The organism is Vreelandella aquamarina, assembly GCF_900110265.1.
In the GTDB taxonomy this organism is placed as follows: domain Bacteria; phylum Pseudomonadota; class Gammaproteobacteria; order Pseudomonadales; family Halomonadaceae; genus Vreelandella; species Vreelandella aquamarina.
This window is the reverse complement of record NZ_FODB01000105.1, coordinates 1-2,699: the sequence shown is the minus strand read 5'-3', so window position 1 is coordinate 2,699 and position 2,699 is coordinate 1. Positions and strand designations below refer to the sequence as shown.

Annotated in this window: 2 protein-coding genes; both read left to right on the top strand. The window is 54.0% G+C overall.

The features are described from left to right. The first annotated feature begins 221 nt into the window (after positions 1–221). Positions 222–1,706 carry a glycerol kinase GlpK gene (glpK, locus tag BMY49_RS16925; RefSeq protein ID WP_062359367.1) on the top strand — a complete coding sequence of 495 codons (1,485 nt, stop codon included), beginning with the start codon at positions 222–224 and terminating at the stop codon, positions 1,704–1,706. A 615-nt stretch (positions 1,707–2,321) separates the two neighbouring features. After that, positions 2,322–2,546 carry a hypothetical protein gene (locus BMY49_RS16920; RefSeq protein WP_044628033.1) on the top strand — a complete coding sequence of 75 codons (225 nt, stop codon included), beginning with the start codon at positions 2,322–2,324 and terminating at the stop codon, positions 2,544–2,546. The last annotated feature ends 153 nt before the right edge of the window (positions 2,547–2,699 follow it).

Below are 2,699 nucleotides of genomic sequence, written 5' to 3'. Positions count from 1 at the left end.
CCTTGGATCAGGTTCTTGGCGGAACACACTGAATTTTCAAGAGGATACCATCCGCTATCTTCGTTTTCAGGCCGGTCTCATGAATAAGGCGGGCTCAGGCTTTGGCTAAGGTGGCAGAGTTTCATACTTGAGCATTCCAGGCGCCTAGAGTAGCCTCTGATGATAATAAAACGAAAGAAAACAGACAAAATCGAAAGAACCTACAACAAAGTGAATGCGCTATGTCCTCCTTTATTCTCGCCATCGATCAAGGCACGACCAGCTCCCGCGCGATTCTGTTTGACCGCCAAGGCCAAATAGCGGCAGTTGCCCAGCAAGAGTTTCCTCAACACTTTCCGCAAGATGGGTGGATCGAACACGACCCGGAAGATATCTGGGAATCGGTGATCGCGACCTGCCGGGAAGTGCTCAGCAAAGCCCAGATAACCCCCGAACAAGTGGATGGGGTCGGCATTACCAACCAGCGTGAGACCACGGTGGTGTGGGATCGCGCCACAGGCAAGCCGCTATACAACGCCATCGTTTGGCAAGATCGTCGCACCTCCGAGCGCTGTCAGGCGCTACGCGACGAGGGGCATACTGAGTTAGTACAGTCGAAAACTGGACTATTGATCGACCCTTACTTTTCCGCCACCAAACTGGCCTGGATTCTCGATTGCGTCGAGGGCGCCCGCGAGCGTGCTGCCCGGGGCGAGCTGGCGTTCGGCACCGTCGATAGCTTTTTGATGTGGCGTTTGACCGATGGTAAACGTCACGTGACCGATGCCACCAATGCCTCGCGCACGGCGCTGTTCAACATTCATGACCAAACTTGGGACGAGGAGCTGCTGGCGCTATTTGATGTGCCCGCCAATATGCTCCCCGAGGTGAACGATTCCAGCGATGATTTTGGCACGGTCGAGGCCCACTGGCTGGGCGCGCCGCTGCCGATTGCAGGCGTCGCGGGTGATCAACAGGCGGCGCTGGTCGGGCAGGCGTGCTTTAAACCCGGTATGGGTAAAAGCACTTACGGTACCGGCTGTTTTATGATCGTGAATACCGGGGAAACGGCCTCGGTATCGCGTAATCGCCTGCTGACCACCATTGGCTACCGCATTAACGGCAAGCCCACCTATGCGATGGAGGGCAGCATCTTTGTGGCGGGAGCAACGGTGCAGTGGCTACGAGATGGTTTGAACCTGTTTGCCGATGCCTCGGAAACCGAAGCGCTGGCCCAGAAAACCCGCAGCGGCCACAGCATTTATTTGGTGCCAGCCTTTACCGGGCTAGGCGCGCCCCACTGGGACCCCAAAGCCCGTGGCGCGATTTTTGGCTTAACCCGCGATACTGGCATCGCCGAAATCGTTGCGGCGGGGCTGCAGGCGGTGTGTTACCAAACCCGCGACCTGCAGCACTGTATGAACGATGATATGGAGGCTGCGCCGGGCAACCTGCGTGTGGATGGCGGCATGGTGAAAAACAGCTGGGTCATGCAGTTTTTGGCCGATATGCTCAATGTCCAAGTTGACCGTCCGACCATTTTGGAAACGACGGCCCTTGGGGCGGCTTACTTGGCAGGGTTACGTCTTGGCTGGTACGACACGCTAGAGGAGATCGAGCAGCTCTGGCGTTGCGAGCGCAGCTTTACGCCGACCATGGAAGAGGAGACCCGTGAAAAGCTCTACCAGGGCTGGTTGGATGCGGTATCCCGTGTGCGCTCTACGTAAACAACGCCGCCGCGAAGCGCCATAGAAGCGCCATAAAAGATGCCGCTGTCGCACAGCGGCGTTTTTTTATGGCGTTTTTTTAACGAAGCCATCGTCCTTGGTCGTATAGAGGAATCGTTATTTAGGAGTAAACTGCATTCGTTTTTAATGAGCAGGCGTTTTTTATCTTTTAAAGACGTGTTAGTTCTTCTCTATTGATTTTTCCCTACCCTTTTAAAACAGTCGTTTAACTCTCTTCTTGAAAGTCTACGTCATCGATAGCGCTTCTATGGGTGTTATGTAGTCAAACTACAACCCAGCCTGCTGCCAATGATGCATTGTGAGCATGGCAGCCGTGAACCATAGTGAAGTCATGGATCAGGGCGGTGTTTTGTTATCCCGATACGTCGCACTTATCCTTGCTACATACCGAGGCGCTGCCGTATTACCAGGGCGCTTAAGGCGAAGGTCTTGTAACGCTTGTGACCGTTTCGCAGTTACCGAACTGGGCACTTACCCGGCCCAGCATGAGTAGCAATGTCACCATTCGTCGTTAATTAAGATGGCTGCTCGATTATTCATACGAAGTATCAAACAATAACGAGCAGCGGCTGACCATACCATGAGGGACTAACCATGAACTGCATCGAATTGAGCCAACAAGCCGACCGTATCGCTAGCTCTTTCAGCAAGCAAGATTTAGCCAAGCTAGTATTGGCGTTGAAGAGCAATCGTGAGTCGCTCCAACATGCCGTCGAAGTTATCGACACCATTGATAGTCGTTCAGGCTGTACGCTGGAAGAAGCATGGGATGAGGTATTAGCGGGCGATTCTCAACTGCTCGTCGAACACGAAGAGTGATGCCTTAACACACTTGCTCACGATATTAATACCCCCTGCTATTGAGTTAGCAGGGGGATTTTTATGGTGCGCCAGGCATGGCGCGCAGCGCCAATTAGGCGCTATCCGGTCCGCCGTGGTGGTTGGCCGGATGACTTGGGGGTGAAAGTCCCC

Bases quoted from the DNA above. Each gene is read 5' to 3' on its own strand.
- glpK (WP_062359367.1), top strand. From the start codon at position 222: ATGTCCTCCTTTATTCTCGCCATCGATCAAGGCACGACCAGCTCCCGC.
- BMY49_RS16920 (WP_044628033.1), top strand. From the start codon at position 2,322: ATGAACTGCATCGAATTGAGCCAACAAGCCGACCGTATCGCTAGCTCT.